General features: G+C 56.8%; 14 protein-coding genes, 2 tRNA genes and 1 rRNA gene. 9 read left to right on the forward strand and 8 right to left on the reverse strand.

What is annotated here, in order from left to right; translation table 11 throughout:
• The first annotated feature begins 88 nt into the window (after positions 1–88).
• Complete coding sequence (locus NUW46_RS03150) at positions 89–1,327, forward strand: tetratricopeptide repeat protein (protein ID WP_418141357.1); 1,239 nt, start codon at positions 89–91, stop codon at positions 1,325–1,327.
• Between the two features lie 34 nt (positions 1,328–1,361).
• Here NUW46_RS03150 and NUW46_RS03155 read toward each other — a convergent pair whose 3' ends face one another.
• From NUW46_RS03155 to NUW46_RS03180, 6 genes are all read right to left on the reverse strand, one after another.
• Entirely contained in the window at positions 1,362–2,282 is a 921-nt protein-coding gene (locus NUW46_RS03155; protein WP_064228558.1) for a lipase family alpha/beta hydrolase, read from the reverse strand.
• Between the two features lie 327 nt (positions 2,283–2,609).
• A complete protein-coding gene (hemL, locus tag NUW46_RS03160) occupies positions 2,610–3,890 on the reverse strand; it encodes a glutamate-1-semialdehyde 2,1-aminomutase (protein ID WP_349343846.1) in 1,281 nt (426 codons plus the stop codon).
• A 15-nt stretch (positions 3,891–3,905) separates the two neighbouring features.
• Positions 3,906–4,565, reverse strand: a complete 660-nt coding sequence (gene thiE, locus NUW46_RS03165) for a thiamine phosphate synthase (RefSeq protein ID WP_069184817.1) — start codon at positions 4,563–4,565, stop codon at positions 3,906–3,908.
• Complete coding sequence (gene thiD / locus NUW46_RS03170) at positions 4,562–5,320, reverse strand: bifunctional hydroxymethylpyrimidine kinase/phosphomethylpyrimidine kinase (RefSeq protein WP_153634909.1); 759 nt, start codon at positions 5,318–5,320, stop codon at positions 4,562–4,564. The genes thiE and thiD overlap by 4 nt, the downstream gene beginning before the upstream one ends.
• 41 nt (positions 5,321–5,361) lie before the next feature.
• Positions 5,362–5,784 (reverse strand): protoporphyrinogen oxidase HemJ, encoded by a 423-nt coding sequence (gene hemJ, locus NUW46_RS03175; RefSeq protein ID WP_418141358.1) that lies wholly within the window; start codon positions 5,782–5,784, stop codon positions 5,362–5,364.
• Positions 5,785–5,787: 3 nt separating this feature from the next.
• Entirely contained in the window at positions 5,788–7,563 is a 1,776-nt protein-coding gene (locus NUW46_RS03180) for a chloride channel protein (protein ID WP_418141359.1), read from the reverse strand.
• A 154-nt stretch (positions 7,564–7,717) separates the two neighbouring features.
• Between NUW46_RS03180 and argC the strand changes: the two genes are divergently transcribed.
• From argC to erpA, 4 genes are all read left to right on the forward strand, one after another.
• Positions 7,718–8,755, forward strand: coding sequence for an N-acetyl-gamma-glutamyl-phosphate reductase (gene argC, locus NUW46_RS03185; RefSeq protein ID WP_418142005.1), 1,038 nt, complete (start codon positions 7,718–7,720; stop codon positions 8,753–8,755).
• 16 nt (positions 8,756–8,771) lie between these two features.
• Positions 8,772–9,512, forward strand: coding sequence for a DUF6776 family protein (locus NUW46_RS03190; RefSeq protein WP_069184836.1), 741 nt, complete (start codon positions 8,772–8,774; stop codon positions 9,510–9,512).
• Between the two features lies 1 nt (position 9,513).
• Complete coding sequence (locus NUW46_RS03195; RefSeq protein WP_069184821.1) at positions 9,514–9,999, forward strand: bactofilin family protein; 486 nt, start codon at positions 9,514–9,516, stop codon at positions 9,997–9,999.
• A gap of 83 nt (positions 10,000–10,082) precedes the next feature.
• Positions 10,083–10,415, forward strand: coding sequence for an iron-sulfur cluster insertion protein ErpA (erpA, locus tag NUW46_RS03200; protein WP_205632679.1), 333 nt, complete (start codon positions 10,083–10,085; stop codon positions 10,413–10,415).
• Between the two features lie 11 nt (positions 10,416–10,426).
• On the opposite strand, the gene NUW46_RS03205 is transcribed toward erpA, so the two are convergent.
• Positions 10,427–11,524 (reverse strand): anhydro-N-acetylmuramic acid kinase, encoded by a 1,098-nt coding sequence (locus NUW46_RS03205; RefSeq protein ID WP_418141360.1) that lies wholly within the window; start codon positions 11,522–11,524, stop codon positions 10,427–10,429.
• A gap of 7 nt (positions 11,525–11,531) precedes the next feature.
• Positions 11,532–12,941 (reverse strand): peptidoglycan DD-metalloendopeptidase family protein, encoded by a 1,410-nt coding sequence (locus NUW46_RS03210; protein WP_418141361.1) that lies wholly within the window; start codon positions 12,939–12,941, stop codon positions 11,532–11,534.
• A 305-nt stretch (positions 12,942–13,246) separates the two neighbouring features.
• Here NUW46_RS03210 and tyrS point away from each other — a divergent pair, with 305 nt between their 5' ends.
• The 4 genes from tyrS to NUW46_RS03230 all read left to right on the forward strand — a co-directional run bounded on the left by tyrS (position 13,247) and on the right by NUW46_RS03230 (position 16,827).
• Positions 13,247–14,449 (forward strand): tyrosine--tRNA ligase, encoded by a 1,203-nt coding sequence (gene tyrS / locus NUW46_RS03215; RefSeq protein ID WP_222466618.1) that lies wholly within the window; start codon positions 13,247–13,249, stop codon positions 14,447–14,449.
• A gap of 471 nt (positions 14,450–14,920) precedes the next feature.
• Positions 14,921–16,460 (forward strand): 16S ribosomal RNA (locus NUW46_RS03220).
• A 91-nt stretch (positions 16,461–16,551) separates the two neighbouring features.
• Positions 16,552–16,628, forward strand: a tRNA-Ile gene (locus NUW46_RS03225).
• 123 nt (positions 16,629–16,751) lie between these two features.
• Positions 16,752–16,827 (forward strand) — tRNA-Ala (locus NUW46_RS03230).
• Positions 16,828–17,031 lie beyond the last annotated feature (204 nt).

Consider the following 17,031-nt stretch of genomic DNA (forward strand, 5'->3'; position numbering starts at 1 on the left):
CTGTTTGCTGGTATTTTGGCGCGCGCTGTATCTGAGTTTATTGTTATTTCCCACAGAGATTCTCCTGGCGGCTGAAGCAGAAGTCGGTATGGAGGATTTTCGTGCCGGCGTCGAAGCCTTCGAAGCAGGTAAACTGAACGTTGCCAAACAGCACTTTCAGAGTGCTGTTGATGCTGGTCTGGAATCGTCCTCTCTTTTCTACAATCTCGGTGTTGTTTGTTATCAGTTGGGCGATTATGCAGCCGCCGAAGCGGCCTTTCGTACATTGCTGGACGGCTCCAATGGCGCTCTTGCGCGCTATAATCTCGGCCTGGTTGCGCTTGCCAGGGAGAAACCTCTGGACGCCCGTCACTGGTTCGAACAGGCCTCGGCCGGGAGCGCCCCCGCCAAAATCCGGACATTGGCCCTGACCCAGCTGGATAAACTCGATAGCGGAGTTCCGGCGTCGGCCAGTGACTCTCCCGTTCGCGGCTATCTGGGCATTTCCGGTGGTTACGATTCCAATATTGCAGGCTTGCCCGAGGATACAGTGTCCAGCGAGGGTGGAGGCTTTCTCGAAGCACTGGCCGCTGGAACCTACGAACGGCCGGTCGATTCCCGATCCCGGATCACTCTCGACGTAGCCGTTTATTCTCGTGAACACCCGTCCCACGAAGAATACGATACTCAGGTCATACAGGGACGCCTGGGCTGGTCCGAGAGCAGGGTTGGCGGGGAGCGTGGTGCATTCGTGTCGTTGGTAAAATCCTGGTTCGACAATGAATCCCTTGAAACCCGATATGGTATTGAAGGTTTTTATCGTTGGAGGACGTGTTTGCCAGGGTTTGCCCCGGACCAGTGTGGAATATCCCTGGCAGCGGCGACGGTGAATGGTGGCTCCGGGTTCGAAGCCTATGACGGCCAATGGTATCGGGCACGCGTTCACGCAAGGAAGTACTTAAGGGGCTGGCGGTTCGACGGTGAATACTCGCTGGAAGTCAATGACCGGCGGGATCTGCAAACTGCCGATGAGTTTGTCAGTGTTTCTCCTACCCATCACACCTTGGAGTTTGCCGGTCGCTACCGCTGGCATCCTGACCTGGTTCTTGGCACGACTGGCACGGTTCGCCATAGTCGATACCAGGATGCCCACCAAGTGGTCTCCACCTCGGGTGAGAGTGGTCGTAGGGAGGATAACCGTCTGGAAGTCGGATTGCTGGTAGAAAAAAACCTGGACAGCCGTTGGCTGGTCCGTGGCGAGTGGCTGGTTCGGGATAACAGGAGCAGCCTTTCGCAGTATGATTATCAGCGCCAGACGCTGATGTTGACCCTGGAAGGGGCCTTCTAGCTCTGCAACGCAAAGCCAGAAGGCGGGCTACCCATTACAGTCCGGCGTTCCTTAAACGATTGGCGTGTTGTTTGAAAACCGCTTTCGGGTCCGTCTCGAACAGGCTGTGCAGTCCCAGGGCCTGATTCACTTCGTCCAGATGGTTCATGAAGTAATTGTCCCGGATTACCTTGCCAAACCGGCTGCTGCAGCGGCCCACCAGGCCGTCATTCTGGCTGAATCCGAAAGCGAGGCTGGTGGTGCCTAGAAGCGCGTCGGAGGGATCCAGTACGTTGGTCAGAACCCCGGTTCCACCCCAGGAGTAGAAGCGGACGCCGTTAGCCGAGTAGGCACCTTCACCGCAGGCGGTGGTGGGAATGCCGGCCGGCGCAAAGTTGTTGAATTCGGCACTGCCCTGGGTGGTGAGGGATTGCAGGCTCGAGCGCAGATCCTGGTTGTAACCGCCACCGGACAGCAGGTCGATCAGCCCACCCAGCGCATTACCCAGACTAGCTGCGAGGCTTTCGGCCGGGGAACCGTAGATAAGGTCGGCGACCGGCGACCCTTTATGGGGTGAGCCAACGGACGTCACCGAGGCGACCAGATCCGGCCTTACCCTTGCAATGTAACGGGCCGTGGGGCCACCGTGGCTGTGGCCAATCAGATTGACCTTGCCGTGCACTGCGGCAATGGCCTGCACCTGCGGCAGCAGGGCTTCACCGCGAGCGATGGTGCTGTCCAGGGCCGGTACCTGGGTGGTGTAGACATCGGCGCCGTATTTACGAAGATCTTCTGCAACACCGTACCAGTAATCCACGCCGGCAATGGAGTCAAAGCCGAACATACCGTGGACCAGTACAACCGGGTAACGGGTATCTGTGTAGTTTGAAGGAGTAGAGTCCCACCACCAGGCGGCAGAGGGGGCAGACCAGGCCACGGTGAGGGCCAGGGCCAGTGCTTGGATCCAGAGTTTCATTGTCGTTCCTACAGTTTGATGTTGTGTTTGTTATTCAAACTGCGGCTCAACCTAACGGGTTGCTCCAGAGACTGTCTTCTCGTACTGCATCTGCAAGGTTGCAGATCGAGTGCTTCCGTGCGCTGACTTGGTTCTTGTCATTGTTAGATTGGTGCCGTCAGAGCATCTCGGTAGAGATTAGATCAACATTTAATCAGTAGGGCTGGGAAGTCAACGGCGCAAGAGGCCAGGTAGGTGTGTTCGCTGTGGAAGTGTGATGCCTGTCACGTGGATGGCCCCGCAGGACATGTTGCGCCTGCGGGAACATCCGTCAGATGAGCAGAAAGATCAGAGCGTGGCCATGACCTTTCTTGCCGCTGCGATGGTGTCGGTGATGTCCTGCTCTGACAGCGCGGCCGTGGTGAAGCCGGCCTCAAACGCCGAGGGTGCGAGGTACACACCTTCCTTCAGCATGCCCTGGAAGAACTTCTTGAAGCGCTCGACATCACAGGCCATTACCTGGTCAAAGCGGGTGACAGAATTTTCCTCGGTGAAGAAGAACCCGAACATCGCGCCGGCACTCTGTACGGTCAGCGGTATGCCGGAGGCATCGGCGGCTTCTTTCAGGCCATCGCGAACGGCATTGGTTTTCTCGGTCAGCCGGTCATGGAAGCCGGGTTCGGAGATCGCATTCAGCGTGGTCAGGCCGGCACACATCGCCAGGGGATTGCCGCTCAGGGTACCTGCCTGATAGACCGGGCCGAGTGGCGAAATGTGCTCCATGATTTCCCGCTTTCCGCCAAAGGCGCCAACCGGAAGGCCGCCACCGATCACCTTGCCAAGTGCTGTGAGGTCCGGGGTAACGCCGTAGAGCCCCTGGGCACCACCGAGGGAAACCCGGAACCCGGTCATTACCTCGTCGAAGATCAATACAGTGCCGTGTTCGTCGCAGACTTCCCGCAGTCCTTCCAGAAAGCCCGGAACCGGCGGGATGCAGTTCATGTTACCTGCCACTGGCTCAACGATAATCGCGGCGATCTGGTCGCCCATCTCCCGGAAGCACTCTCGGACACTGTCCATGTCGTTATAGGTAAGCGTAATGGTGTGCTCGGCCAGGCTGGCGGGAATGCCCGGGGAGTTCGGCACGCCGAGGGTGAGAGCGCCGGAACCGGCCTTTACCAACAGTGAGTCCACGTGGCCGTGGTAACAGCCCTCGAATTTTACAATCTTGTCGCGACCGGTGTAGCCGCGGGCGAGCCGAACGGCGCTCATGGTGGCCTCGGTGCCTGAATTCACCATGCGGACCAGTTCGATGGAGGGCACCAGTTCGCAAACCTTCTTGGCCATTTCGGTCTCGAGGGCTGTGGGTGCGCCATAGCCAACGCCCAGATCGACCTGAGCGTGCAGGGCATCCTTGATGCGCTGGTCACCGTGGCCAAGAATCATGGGGCCCCAGGAACCGATGTAATCGATGTAGCGCTGGTTGTCTTCGTCGTACAGGTAGGCGCCCTGGGCGTGCTTGAAGAAAATGGGCGTACCACCGACACCGCGAAACGCCCGGACCGGAGAATTCACGCCACCGGGGATGTATTTCTGAGCCTGTTCGAACAGGGTTTCGGAGTGCGTCATGGATCTGGGCTCCTGTTATTCGGGAATTGAAAAAAGTGGGTGATGGCTTGCGAACAAGCGCTCGAAGGCTTTGGCTCGCAGCTCAATCTCGTCGGCAGTACCGCCAAACAGGCCACCAACCACGGCAAGCATATCGGCCCCGGCGCGGATCAGTGGTTCTGCGTTTTCTGCGGTGACGCCGCCAATGGCCGTCAGTGGGCGCCCGAAACTCTTGGCTTCGGTTAACACGCTTGGGGCTGCAGCCGGTGCTCCGGGTTTGGTCGAAGACGTATAAAAGCGCCCGAAGGCCAGGTAGTCGGCGCCTGCTTCCAGCCCGGTGCGCGCCAAAGCCAGATCGGCGTGGCACGTTATGCCGATAATCGCCTCCTCGCCGAGAAGCGCGCGGGCAGCTGCCAGTGAGCCGTCGGTTTGCCCCATATGGACGCCGGCAGCGCCCACACGTTTTGCCAGATCCGGGTCGTCGTTGATCAGCAACGGCACACCGGCATTCCGGCAAACAGCTTGCAGGTCATTTGCCTGGGCAAGTCGTACCGCCATGGGCGCATGTTTCTCGCGATATTGTACCATGACGGCACCACCGCGAAGCGCTGCCTCGACCGATTCGATCAGTGTTTCGGGTGGCGTGAGCACGCTGTCGGTGATTGCGTAGAGGCCCGGACGAAGCCCCTTGCTCATCGTTCCCACAGAATCCCTCGATCCGGTACCGGTTGGCCTTTGCCAACGTCCAACGCGTGGAGTATGGCGCGATGGACGTAGTTCTGGGCCTGCGAGATGGCCGCGCGTGGAGAGAGGCCCGAGGCTCTTCCGGCCGCAATGGCCGCGGCCAGCGTGCAGCCTGTGCCATGGTACTCGCCGCCGATACGTTCGACCTCCCATCGCATGGGGTCAGGTGCGTGATTGTAGAGGGTGTTGATAATGTGAACACCGGTGCCGTGCCCGCCGGTGGCCAATACCGATTCGCACCCGCTTTCCAACAGGTTGTTGGCAGCCTGGTCCGGGTTATCGCTGCCCCCGAGCATCGCCAGTTCAATACCGTTTGGCGTAATCATTTCTGCCAGGGGAAACAGCTTCTCTTTCATGGCGCTAACCAGCTCGTCATCGGCCAGGTCGCCGCCACCCGCAGCTTTGATCACCGGATCGGTAATCACGGGTACGCCTGGGTGTTCACGGATGAAATCCACCAGCACATCCACCACTGCCGCATTGCCCAGGGCGCCGGTTTTGATGGCGTGAATGGGGGTATCGTCAGCAAGGCACCGGAGCTGCTGGCGAATCAGCTCGGCGGAGACCGGCTCGGCGCCATAAACGTTGCGCGTATCCTGAACCGTGAGGCAGGACAGAACGGGCAAGGGGTGGCAGCCCAGCGAGGTGACTGCCTGAATGTCGGCCTGGATGCCGGCGCCGCCGGAGGGGTCGAGGCCGGAAAGAATCAGAACCTGGGGTCGGGTATAGCGTTTAATGACTCAGCTCCTCAAAACGGTTTGACAACAGCCAGGATGACGACGGCCAGAAGGATCAGGACCGGCAATTCATTGAACCAGCGGTAAAACACATGGCTTCTGGTGTTCTGGTCGTCCCGGAAGACCTTTACAAGGTGCCCGCAGTAAAAATGGTAAATGATCAGAATGGCCACCAGAAACAGCTTCGCATGCATCCAGCCCTGGCTGAAATAGCCGGTTGCATTGTAACTGATCAGCCAGACACCGAAGACGACGGTTGCGATCATCGAAGGTGTGGTAATGCCCCGGTACAGCTTCCGCTCCATGACCTTGAAGCGCTCACGGCCGGGCTCGTCCTCGCAAGACGCATGGTAGACGAACAGTCTGGGCAGATAGAAGATGCCGGCGAACCAGCACACCAGTGAAATAATATGGAAGGCTTTCACCCACAGCATTCGTCAGCTCCGTCGGTATTGGTAGTAACTCTCGATATCGGCTTTCAGAACCACGCCATAAACACGTTGGATCATTGGCGCCACGTGACGTTGTACGTAAAGGGCCTCGGCATTGGTTGCATCGAACTGGTCCAGGGCCTCCTCCAGAGTGGCCTGGTACTGCACCGGGGCAACGTCGCGACGATTGGCGGGAATGTCCATCAGGTCAATGGACTCCGGTGGTTCGATTTCCTCGTCGGCCACCAGTTTTTCCGTGTCTTCCAGATATCTCGCCAGGTCGACTGCCGGCAACAGTGCCGTGGGTCCGCTGCTGCCCTCAACCACCAGCCACTTTGGTTCCGATTTCAGGACCTTACGCGCCTCTTCCACCGTCAAGTGTCGTTCAGTACGCAGGATGCTGCGATCCATGATGGCGCCGACCGACACCCGGCGCAGGGCCTGGATCACGGGAGAATTCTGGTAGCTCAGCCCCTGGTTCTTGAGAATGGTGAGGAACAGCGATTTCTTGCCGAAGGCCTCGCTGGTCACCAGGCTCGACGTGGTAATAATCAGCATGCCCGGAAGGATGATGTTGGGGTTCCGCGTGAGTTCCATAAGTGCCATCAGGGCTGCGAGTGGCGCCTGGAGCACGGCCCCCATCATGGCGCCCATTCCGAGCATCGCGTAAAAGCCAACCGACGAGGCGTGTTCCGGCAAAATCTGTGCGCCGATCAGGCCCATGGCGCCGCCCAGGGTTGCCCCCATGAACAGCGTCGGGCCAATCACGCCGCTTGGCATGCCCAGGCCGATGGAAAGCGAGGTAATGACCAGCTTGGCGGCGCCAGCACCCAGCAATAGCCAGAACGCCAGCTCACCGTTAATGGTTTCGTTGACGGTGTCGTACCCGATACCCATGGTTTCCGGAATGAAAATGGCGAAGGGCACCATCAGAAGGCCCGCAATGGTAATGCGCAACAAAACCGGACGGTGGCGGTGCTTGCCCATGGTGTCCACCAACTGGATAAACAGCGCGGCGGCGATGCCGATAATGACGGCAATGGCCAGTATCCAGGGGATCTCCATCAGCGAGTTCATGGTCAGCGCCGGCACGCTGAAGGCCGGTTCAGCGCCATACACTGCCTGAGTCACAATCGCTGCGCTCACGGCCGCCAGAATGATTGGCGTGAAACCCGCAATGGTGTATTCCATCATCACCACTTCCATGGCGAAAATAACCCCGGAGATCGGCGTGTTGAACGACGCTGAAATGGCCGCCGCACAGCCGCAGGCCACGAGCGTCCGGATGCTGTTGTTCGGCAGGCGCATCCATTGTCCCATCAGGCTCGAGAAGGCGGCGCCCAGGTGCACTGCCGGCCCCTCGCGCCCCGCCGATTGGCCGCTGACCACCGTGGCCACCCCCGAGATAAACTGCACCAGGGCGCTACGCATGGAAATGTAGCCCTGGTGGTAGTTCAAACGCTCCATAACGTGAACGATCCCGACCTTGCGGTCGTGGGTAGCCAGCCGATGCATCAACAAGCCCAGCCCCAGGGCGCCGGCCAGGGGGAGAAGCCCCCGGGTCAGCAGGTCCAGTTCCTCGAAGGATTCGGAACCCTCTCCCGGCAGGAAATGTTCGAGCGGCCACTCGATGGCCAGGCGGAATACGAGTATGACGCCTCCGGTAAACAGCCCGGAGAGAAGGCCGAGCACGGCCAGTTGCGGTAATGCGTCAACACCGGACAATCGGCGCCGGAAAACGGGAATCAGATGCTCGGTAATCTGGTGCCAGATTTTCTGCATGAGGCCAGAGTTCCGGTGGATTTGGGTGGACGGTCAGAAGGATTCTGACAACATTGTAACGGTCGCCTTGAGGGCTGCAATAAGTCATTGGTTTATCATGGTAGACTACGACGTCAAAGCTATTAATTCTGATACGACGTCGCTGGAGAAGATGGTGATTAAAGTAGGCATCGTTGGTGGCACCGGTTACACCGGTGTGGAACTGCTGAGAATCCTCGCGGTTCACCCTGAAGTTTCGGTCAGCTGTATTACCTCCCGGTCTGAAGCGGGCATGCCGGTAGCGGACATGTACCCGAATTTGCGTGGCCACTATGACCTGGCGTTTTCCGAGCCGGATGTAGCCGTGCTTGGAGCCTGCGACCTGGTTTTCTTCGCCACGCCTCATGGTGTGGCCATGCGAATGGTTCCGGAACTGATGTCGGCCGGCGTGCGTGTGGTGGATCTTTCTGCGGATTTCCGGCTTAAGGATCTTGATGTTTGGGCCAACTGGTATGGGATGGCTCATGAAAGTCCGGAATGGGCTGAAAAGGCGGTTTATGGTTTGCCGGAAGTGGTGCGAGATGAAATCCGGACAGCCCAGTTGGTTGCCAACCCCGGTTGTTATCCTACAGCGGTTCAGCTGGGCTTCCTCCCATTGCTGGAAAAGGGGCTGGTGGATCCTGCCCGGCTGATCGCGGACGCCAAATCCGGCGCCAGCGGCGCAGGCCGGCAGGGCAAGATTGGTATGCTGCATGGTGAGATTGGTGAAAGCTTCAAGGCCTATGGCGCCTCAGGGCATCGCCATCTGCCAGAGATTCGCCAGGGTCTGTCCGGGGCGGCCGGAGGTGATGTGGGCGTAACCTTCGTTCCCCATCTGATTCCAATGATCCGCGGTATCGAGGCGACGCTGTACGCGGAGCTGAAGAACCCGGCCGATTTTGATCGGCTGCAGACGTTGTTCGAGGAGCGCTTTGCGGACGAGCCGTTTGTCGATGTCATGCCGTTTGGTAGCCATCCGGAGACCCGAAGTGTGCGCGGGGCAAACCAGTGTCGTATGGCGCTGCACAGACAGGAGCATAGCAACATCGTGATTGTCTCTTCTGTCATCGATAATCTGGTGAAAGGCGCAGCAGGGCAGGCGGTTCAGAATATGAACATCATGTTCGGCCTTAAAGAAACCATGGGGCTTGAAGCCCCGGCGCTTCTGCCTTGATGCCCAGGGAAAGATCGTGAGCGAGCAGCGAAAGCCGGCTGAGGAGTATGTGGTTATTCGCCATCGTCCCGGGTATCGTCTGCGCAGAACGGCCATACTGCTGATTTTTACCGTTGTTGCGGCAATCGCCGGATATGCAACCGGCCTGGCTCAGGGTGGTTTCCGGTTTTCCAGCGCTGAGGAGTCAAACCAGGTGTTGGAGGATGAAGTCGAGGCCTTGCGAGAGGATTATCGCAAGGCCAGGCAACAGCTGATCAACCTGGAGCGAGGACGGGTCATAGATGAGCAGGCCCTGAATCAGGCTCGCAAAACCATTGTCGAGCTGGAAACCCGGATTGTGTCACTGCAATCTGACCTGACATTTTATAAAAATATCATGGCGCCATCGGAGACCAGCAAAGGCCTCCAGGTTGACAGTTTCACGCTGGTTCCGACTCGTAATCAGGATAGCTACGACTTCAAGCTGGTGCTGACCCAGGTCGGCAACAACAAGAGCTACATTTCAGGTGTCGTAGCGGTCAATGTCATCGGTTTGCGTGATGAAGAGAAAGAGGTCATCGCTCTGCGCGACCTTTCGGAGGACATAGCCGATCTCGGCGTGAAATTCCGTTTCCGGTATTTTCAGGACGTCGAAGGTTCCCTGAAACTGCCGGAAGAATTTGAGCCGCTGGAAATCCAGGTGGTAGCCCAGGCGGAAGGAAGAAAATCCTCGCAAGCCGAGCGCACCTTTAACTGGGACGATTTAACGGAGAACTGACATGCTTGGCAAGAAAAAGCAGAAGCCGCGCCGGCCCACTGGCCACTTTGACACCCTTATTTCCTCACGAACGACTGTGGAAGGCGATGTGCATTTCAGCGGTGGGCTTCATGTGGATGGCCGAATTCGTGGGAAGGTGCTTGCCGATGAGGGCACAGATGCAGTACTGAGGGTCTCGGAGGTGGGCGAAGTGACGGGCGACATCAACGCGCCTCACGTCATCATCAACGGTACGGTAAATGGTGATGTCTACGCATCGGCACATCTTGAACTGGCGGAAAAAGCGGCCATCAATGGCAGCGTCTACTACAACCTGATCGAGATGGCGATGGGCGCCTCGGTGAACGGCAACCTGGTTCATCAGCGGGAGCCCGTCGGGCTGCTCTCCCAGGATGCCAAATCTGCCGGTGCCGGCCCTAAACAGGCTCCTGCTGGTGATCAAACAGCGGAGCCCGAGGCATCGGGCGATGGTGGAAAGTCCGAATAGTTGATTGTTTCAGTCGGGAATACCATAATCGCCTAGTTGTTCACGAATATCCGGAGGCGAACTTGAGCGCAGTTCAGCAACAAATGGCGACACCGCTGTTCTTCAGTGACAATGCCGTTGCCAAAGTACGTGAGTTGATCGAGGAAGAGGAAAACCCCGAATTGAAACTTCGCGTCTTTGTCACAGGTGGTGGCTGCTCCGGATTTCAGTACGGCTTCTCGTTTGATGAAAACCAGGACGAAGAAGACACCGTGATCGAGCGTGATGGCGTGTTCCTGCTGGTTGATCCGATGAGTTACCAGTATCTGGTGGGCGCCACGATTGATTATCAGGAAGGCCTGCAAGGGTCACAGTTCGTGGTCCAGAACCCTAATGCCAGCTCCACTTGCGGCTGTGGCAGTTCCTTCTCCATTTGATCCGGAAAACGTCAGGCGGGGTAGATGGCGCCCAGAATGCGTGGCCCGGCTGCTCCGGTGACTTCCGGGAGATTCCCGGGTTTTCCTTCCAGCGCCTGTTTTGCCAGCCATGCAAATGCCACAGGCTCTACCATCTGCGGGTCTAGCCCCAGTTCCGAGGTCAGTGAAAGTTGGGCCTCGGGCAGTGCCTTACCCAGCTCTTCCATCAAAAGCGGATTTCGCGCCCCGCCTCCGCAAACGTAAACCCGAAGGCCCCTGGTCTCAGGCAGTTGGTCGACGACGCTCGTAACGGTCAGTTGCAGCAATGTCCTTTGAATATCTTCCGCTGGAATCTCCGGATGGCGACCTACCAGTGTTCTGACCCAATCAAGATTGAACCTTTCTTTCCCGGTGCTCTTCGGGGGCGTCTTCGAAAAGTAGGCATCAGAGAGCATGTCTTCGAGAAGTTCCTGGTTGACCGAGCCCTCGAGGGCCCAATGGCCATCGCTGTCAAAAGGAAGTCCTGTCTGGTCCAGGCACCATGCGTCCATCAGTGCATTGGCCGGGCCGGTGTCGAAGCCGGTGGCCGGCGTGTTTTCACTGGCGGGGAGCCAAGTGATGTTGGCGATGCCACCGAGATTCAGAATGCAGCGGTTTTCCGTATTCGAGCTGAAAAACGCCTTGTGGAAGGCAGGAACCAAGGGTGCCCCCTGGCCTTTCGCAGCCATATCCCTCCGCCGGAAGTCGGCGACCGTCGTGACGTTCGTAGCTTCGGCAACCACGGAGGGATTGCCAATCTGGATTGAAAAAGGAGCCGTGCCGGAGGGTTGGTGCCGTATGGTTTGTCCATGGCTGCCAATGGCGCGAATCGCGGTTGGGTCAAAACCGGACTTTTGGATGACTTCGTTCGCGGCCTCGGAAAACAGCGTCCCGACGAGGGTGTCCAGTTCACCGACCTCGTCCGGTGCAGCCTGATTCTGGCTGGCAGCAAGCAGGCGATGGCGAATCTGGTCGGGGTAGGGGGTGGTATGCGAGGCGTGAATCGTTACGGTGTTGCTCTGGAAAGACACCAGCACGGCATCAATGCCATCCATGCTGGTGCCCGACATCAACCCTATCCAGGCTTCCATTCCTGGTTCAGTCGTCTGATGCCAGTGCGAGTTGCTGATAGCTCTCGCGGAAAACGTCGAACTGGGCGATTCGTTGCTCTGTGAACTGCTTGAATCGGGCCATTTCGGAGGACGGAATGGGTTTGGCATCCGGCAGTTTGACGGTGCGCGAGTTGCGCGGCGACCCGTTCAGCCTGAACTCGTAGTGCAGGTGCGGGCCAGTGACCATACCGGAGGAACCGACGTGGCCGATAGTCTGGCCCTGCTTGACCCGTGTGCCGTTCTTGATACCTTTGCCCAGGCGGCTCATGTGGGCATACAGGGTGGTGATATTGTCACCATGCTGGAGGATAACGGTTCGCCCGTAGCCACCTTTCCAGCCGGCAAATTTAACCCGCCCTGAACCTGCAGCCTTGATGGGCGTTCCGGGAGGCGCCGCGTAGTCGGTACCTTCGTGCGGGCGGACAACGTCCAGCACTGGATGTCGGCGCTGCAGATTAAAGGGAGAGGAAACCCGGGCATTAATCGGGGTCCGCAGGAAGGCTTTGCGCATGCTTTTGCCGTCCGGCGCGTAGTAATCGGCATCGCCATTGCTGTCGGTGTAGAGCAGGGCGAGGTTTTCTTCGCCACGGTTAACAAATCGGGCAGACAGGATTCGACCGGTATCGAATTTCTCGCCGTCCAGGTAGAGTTCTTCGTAAACCACTTCGAACTGGTCGCCCTTGCGGACATCGTAGACGAAGTCGATATCCCAGCCGAAGATACCGGCCAGCTCCATGGTCAAACGGTCATTTAGGCCGGCTTCCCGTGCAGCCAGATAAAGAGAGCCGTCAATGGTGCCTGATGCGAAAGCCGGTCGTGCCTCCGGTTTGCGAATTTCGGTCTCGCCGGTAAAGCTCTCTCCGTTCTTTTTAATCTTCAGGGTTTCCAGGCGATTTCTTTGCAGATCAATCGCTGCAAGTGAGCCGTCATCGGTTGTTGCAAAGCGAATAGTCTCGCCCGCGTAGAGGCGCTGCAGCTTGTCTGCCTCGCCATCACCGTGAATAACAGAAAGCATGATGCCGTCATTGAAGCCCGCCTTCTTGAACAGGGAAGAAAGGGTGTCGCCGGACTTGATCGCGAAGGTTTGCCAGTCGAATTCGGGCTGCTTCGGAGCGGCAGTCTGTTCCGGCTCTTCAACGCTTACCTGTTTGCTGGCTCCTACAGCCATTTCTGGCGCGGATGCTTCCGGCTGGGTTTCTTTGGCTGCACCGGCTGGCGGTGTTGCTTCCACAGTTGCTGCGCCGGTTTCGGAAACAGTGCCCTGCTCCAGATCCAGGGAGTAGGACATCCGCTTTGCTTCAACGTTGCTGCTGGGGCTCATAAGAATGGCAGCGGTAACAACAACCGTGGCCGCAGCAGCAATGGTAATGTGAGTTTTGGGAAACATTTTTAGCACGTATCGCACCCGTTTTAATCGGCATTACGGCAGCTTGTACTACCTAATTAAAGCTGTTGTTCAAGTATAGTCCAACAGATTACCGTATAAAATGCATGCGGGACAGCGTGGAACATTACGGTTACTGTTCCATCCTCCGGATTTCTTTCGACAGCGTTGTTATAATACGCCGCCCTGTAAACTCGGTGTTGGTCAATTTCTGGTCAGCTAACTTTAACAGGGGAACAGGTAACTCACAGATTTCTTTTGTTGAACTCTGTAACTGGCAGAATTTTTTTCAGGATCAAAGCGGGGACGTGTTGTTCATGGCATCCATTGATGAAGCGTTGGCGATAATCAAGCGAGGCGTAGACGAGCTCATTCCGGAAGATGAGCTTATCGAGAAATTGAAAGAAGGTCGTCCGCTCCGGATCAAGGCCGGTTTCGATCCCACTGCGCCTGACCTTCATCTTGGTCACACCGTTCTAATTAACAAGCTTCGTCAGTTCCAGGATTTGGGGCACGAAGTGATGTTTCTGATCGGTGATTTCACCGGGATGATCGGTGATCCGACCGGCAAGAGTGCAACGCGTCCTCCTTTAACAGAGCAGCAGGTCGCCGAGAACGCGGTTAGCTATAAAGAGCAGGTGTTCAAAATCCTGGATCCTGAAAAAACGCGCGTCATGTTCAATTCCGATTGGATGAGCAAGATGAGCGCTGCAGATATGATTAAGCTGGCGGGCCAGTATACCGTCGCCCGCATGCTTGAGCGGGATGATTTCACCAAGCGCTACCGGGCTGAGCAGGCGATCGCAATTCACGAGTTCCTCTACCCTTTGGTGCAGGGTTACGACTCAGTTGCCATGGAAGCTGATGTTGAATTGGGGGGTACCGATCAGAAGTTCAACCTCCTTATGGGTCGTATCCTGCAGAAGCACTATGGGCAGTCGCCTCAAGTGATCCTTACCATGCCAATTCTGGAAGGGCTTGATGGTGTTCAGAAGATGTCCAAGTCTCTGGGGAACTATGTGGGCGTCAACGACTCGCCTGGCGAAATGTATACCAAGCTGCTCTCCATGCCGGATGATCTCCTGTGGCGCTACTTTGAACTTTTGAGTTTCCGGCCGCTTGCCGAAGTGGAAGGCTTTCGTGAGGCTGTTGCTGGCGGAGCGAATCCCCAGGACTATAAAAAGCTGCTCGCGGAAGAGATCATTACCCGCTTTCACGATGAGGAGGCAGCCCGAACTGCTCACAAGTCCGCCGGTAACCGGGTGGCGCTCGGCGAGATCCCTGATAATGTGCCGACTGTTGAGGTGTCATTGGAGGGGCAGGCCGAGATTCCGATGGCGGCAGTGCTTCGCCTCGCCGGTTTGGTAAAGAACGGAGCGGCGGCCCGTGATGTCCTGGGGCGCGGTGCGGTATTTGTCGACGGTCAGCAATTCGAAGGTGATCGGAGGTTTGTAGAGGGTGATGATTGTGTAATCCAGGCGGGCAAGAAGAAGATCGCCCGCATCCTGATTACTGCGTGATCGATTTTGGGCGATTTTGAGTTTTTTTCAGAATCGCCGTTGACACCCCCGGGCAGGTCTGTAGAATGCGCATCTCCTTCGAGGAGCAAGCCACTTAAGCGGCTCCGAATTCGAAGGGCAACTGCTTGAAAGTAGTGAGGAAATTGGGTTTCAAAATTCTTCAGAAAGCAGTTGACAGGCAAGTAGTTCGCTGTAGAATGCGCGCCTCGAAACAAGCAGTAAGCCGGGTGATTTTCGGCGCTTTCCGGAGACGGAAAACATCGAAAAATAAACGGTTGACAAGGCGGCGGAACGATGTAGAATACGCGGCCTTGATTGAGCAACAGCTCAAACGCTCTTTAAAAAGTTAACCAAGTAATTCGTGTGGGCGCTGGCCGAGGTATTTCGGATATGAAATATCAGGACAGTGACTCGTCGAAATTGAGTTTTGTCTTGAGCAAGAATTGCGATCTTCGGATTGCTATATGATTTAAACTGAAGAGTTTGATCATGGCTCAGATTGAACGCTGGCGGCAGGCTTAACACATGCAAGTCGAGCGGTAACAGGGGGTGCTTGCACCCCGCTGACGAGCGGCGGACGGGTGAGTAATGCATAGGAAACTGCCCAGTAGTGGGGGATAGCCCGGGGAAACCCGGATTAATACCGCGTACGCCCTTCGGGGGAAAGCAGGGGATCTTCGGACCTTGCGCTATTGGATGTGCCTATGTCGGATTAGCTAGTTGGTGGGGTAAAGGCCTACCAAGGCGACGATCCGTAGCTGGTCTGAGAGGATGATCAGCCACATCGGGACTGAGACACGGCCCGAACTCCTACGGGAGGCAGCAGTGGGGAATATTGGACAATGGGGGCAACCCTGATCCAGCCATGCCGCGTGTGTGAAGAAGGCTTTCGGGTTGTAAAGCACTTTCAGTGAGGAGGAAAAGTTGGTCGTTAATACCGGCCAGCCTTGACGTTACTCACAGAAGAAGCACCGGCTAACTCCGTGCCAGCAGCCGCGGTAATACGGAGGGTGCAAGCGTTAATCGGAATTACTGGGCGTAAAGCGCGCGTAGGTGGTTTGATAAGCGAGATGTGAAAGCCCCGGGCTTAACCTGGGAACGGCATTTCGAACTGTCAGGCTAGAGTATGGTAGAGGAGTGTGGAATTTCCTGTGTAGCGGTGAAATGCGTAGATATAGGAAGGAACACCAGTGGCGAAGGCGGCACTCTGGACCAATACTGACACTGAGGTGCGAAAGCGTGGGGAGCAAACAGGATTAGATACCCTGGTAGTCCACGCCGTAAACGATGTCTACTAGCCGTTGGGACTCTTGAAGTCTTAGTGGCGCAGCTAACGCACTAAGTAGACCGCCTGGGGAGTACGGCCGCAAGGTTAAAACTCAAATGAATTGACGGGGGCCCGCACAAGCGGTGGAGCATGTGGTTTAATTCGACGCAACGCGAAGAACCTTACCTGGCCTTGACATGCAGAGAACTTTCCAGAGATGGATTGGTGCCTTCGGGAGCTCTGACACAGGTGCTGCATGGCCGTCGTCAGCTCGTGTCGTGAGATGTTGGGTTAAGTCCCGTAACGAGCGCAACCCCTATCCCTAGTTGCTAGCAGTTCGGCTGAGAACTCTAGGGAGACTGCCGGTGACAAACCGGAGGAAGGTGGGGATGACGTCAGGTCATCATGGCCCTTACGGCCAGGGCTACACACGTGCTACAATGGCGCGCACAGAGGGCTGCAAACCCGCGAGGGGGAGCCAATCTCACAAAACGCGTCGTAGTCCGGATCGCAGTCTGCAACTCGACTGCGTGAAGTCGGAATCGCTAGTAATCGTGAATCAGAATGTCACGGTGAATACGTTCCCGGGCCTTGTACACACCGCCCGTCACACCATGGGAGTGGATTGCACCAGAAGTGGTTAGTCTAACCTTCGGGAGGACGATCACCACGGTGTGGTTCATGACTGGGGTGAAGTCGTAACAAGGTAGCCGTAGGGGAACCTGCGGCTGGATCACCTCCTTAAACGAAGCCGAAAGCTTCGGTCAGAGTCCACACGAATTACTTGGTTGGCTGAATAAAGAGAGCAGATGGGTCGTTGCAGGCCCGTGTTTTTGGGTCTGTAGCTCAGGTGGTTAGAGCGCACCCCTGATAAGGGTGAGGTCGGTGGTTCAAGTCCACCCAGACCCACCAGAATTGCGTGGCTCGTCGTTGTGTCCGGACTTGCATAGCAGGCTATGCGGCGCCCGAACACGCCTAGATCCACACAATTCTATAGCTAAGGTTACAATCGACCTGGCTTGTGTGGAAGATCGAGGGGCCATAGCTCAGCTGGGAGAGCGCCTGCCTTGCACGCAGGAGGTCGGCGGTTCGATCCCGCCTGGCTCCACCAAAAGCCTGAACGATCGATGCTTTGAACTGACTTACTTCGGTTAGCAGTGTGCAGAAACAAGTGTTTCAACTTGATGAAGTTCGAAGCCCTTCTTTCTGATCACTGGGTCAGATTTGCTCTTTAACAAATTGGACGAGATAGAACACGAAGATATTTCTCTCATTATCTCCGAGAGGAATATGTTCAATGTGATAGCGATTTCAA

Origin of the sequence: Marinobacter sp. MA, assembly GCF_048298425.1 — a bacterium.
In the GTDB taxonomy this organism is placed as follows: Bacteria; Pseudomonadota; Gammaproteobacteria; order Pseudomonadales; family Oleiphilaceae; genus Marinobacter; species Marinobacter salsuginis.

Bases quoted from the DNA above. Each gene is read 5' to 3' on its own strand.
- NUW46_RS03180 (WP_418141359.1), bottom strand. From the start codon at position 7,563: ATGCAGAAAATCTGGCACCAGATTACCGAGCATCTGATTCCCGTTTTC.
- erpA (WP_205632679.1), top strand. From the start codon at position 10,083: ATGGCGACACCGCTGTTCTTCAGTGACAATGCCGTTGCCAAAGTACGT.
- hemL (WP_349343846.1), bottom strand. From the start codon at position 3,890: ATGACGCACTCCGAAACCCTGTTCGAACAGGCTCAGAAATACATCCCC.
- NUW46_RS03205 (WP_418141360.1), bottom strand. From the start codon at position 11,524: ATGGAAGCCTGGATAGGGTTGATGTCGGGCACCAGCATGGATGGCATT.
- tyrS (WP_222466618.1), top strand. From the start codon at position 13,247: ATGGCATCCATTGATGAAGCGTTGGCGATAATCAAGCGAGGCGTAGAC.
- thiE (WP_069184817.1), bottom strand. From the start codon at position 4,565: ATGAGCAAGGGGCTTCGTCCGGGCCTCTACGCAATCACCGACAGCGTG.
- NUW46_RS03150 (WP_418141357.1), top strand. From the start codon at position 89: ATGGAGGATTTTCGTGCCGGCGTCGAAGCCTTCGAAGCAGGTAAACTG.
- hemJ (WP_418141358.1), bottom strand. From the start codon at position 5,784: ATGCTGTGGGTGAAAGCCTTCCATATTATTTCACTGGTGTGCTGGTTC.
- NUW46_RS03195 (WP_069184821.1), top strand. From the start codon at position 9,514: ATGCTTGGCAAGAAAAAGCAGAAGCCGCGCCGGCCCACTGGCCACTTT.
- NUW46_RS03155 (WP_064228558.1), bottom strand. From the start codon at position 2,282: ATGAAACTCTGGATCCAAGCACTGGCCCTGGCCCTCACCGTGGCCTGG.